We start from the raw sequence: 829 nt of genomic DNA, 5'->3' as shown, positions 1-829 counted from the left end.
CTTTTTGCACATTCTTCAACGGATAATGGAATACCCATTATTTTTGAGAATAAAAATAAAACAGATGGATTCATTAAATCTGATGATTGGATTAGAATCAAATCTACGCAAGCTAGTAAAATGGGAGAGCAGTATTGGGCTCCGGATCTAATGATGAAGTCTGTTTACTTAAGTAGCGATGATAAAATAGATCATAAAATTTATGGATCATCAAAAGATAATTCGATAGGAATAGGAATCTTTTTTCGAAACAAAGCCGGACCGATGACTAAGGAATTTTGGGAATATAAAGGAGCCAATACTGAAAAATCTTGGCTGCAGCAATCTACATCTTTAGAAGAGCCAGGGATACCACCTTTAAGTAATAGACAAACGCCTTTTGAATTGATTTTGGTAAACGAATAAATAGGTTCTATTGCAAAAAATCGAAACGATTTGCAAGTATTCTTTCAAACTAGACTATACTGGTGCTATTACTTAAAAAAGGGGTTCTGGTGCAAAGATAAGGATACAGTCCCAAGAAATAATGAAGATTCCTACTGGAATCATTCTTTACGCTGTTAATCCAAATAATTGATAAATAAATTCTTTTTGATTTTGAACGGTTCTGGTGCAAATAAGGGATATATTCCAAAGAGCAATGGGGATTCCTATCGGAATCGTTTGTTCATTTTTCGTAAACCCACTATTTTTGCACCAGAACCCAGAATACCTCGCATAAATCAACTGTGCGTGGACGAGTCCCTTTTATGTGCGTTTTCCAAATCTTCTCGAATAAGTTCAAACTGTTCACGTGAAACGTTACTTGTATAATTATGTATCATAGAAA

The 829-nt window shown here is 34.4% G+C and carries 1 protein-coding gene; it reads left to right on the top strand.

Going from position 1 to position 829, the window contains the following annotated elements; all coding sequences use genetic code 11:
• The coding region (locus ACQRBL_RS32370) for a Kunitz family serine protease inhibitor (RefSeq protein ID WP_427736425.1) at positions 1 to 405 on the top strand (405 nt) is incomplete at its 5' end.
• Positions 406 to 829 lie beyond the last annotated feature (424 nt).

The organism is Bacillus sp. AF62, from assembly GCF_050312695.1.
Taxonomy (GTDB): Bacteria; Bacillota; Bacilli; order Bacillales; family Bacillaceae_G; genus Bacillus_A; species Bacillus_A cereus.
Note: the sequence above shows the minus strand (reverse complement) of the source record. Positions and strands in the feature narration are given on the sequence as shown.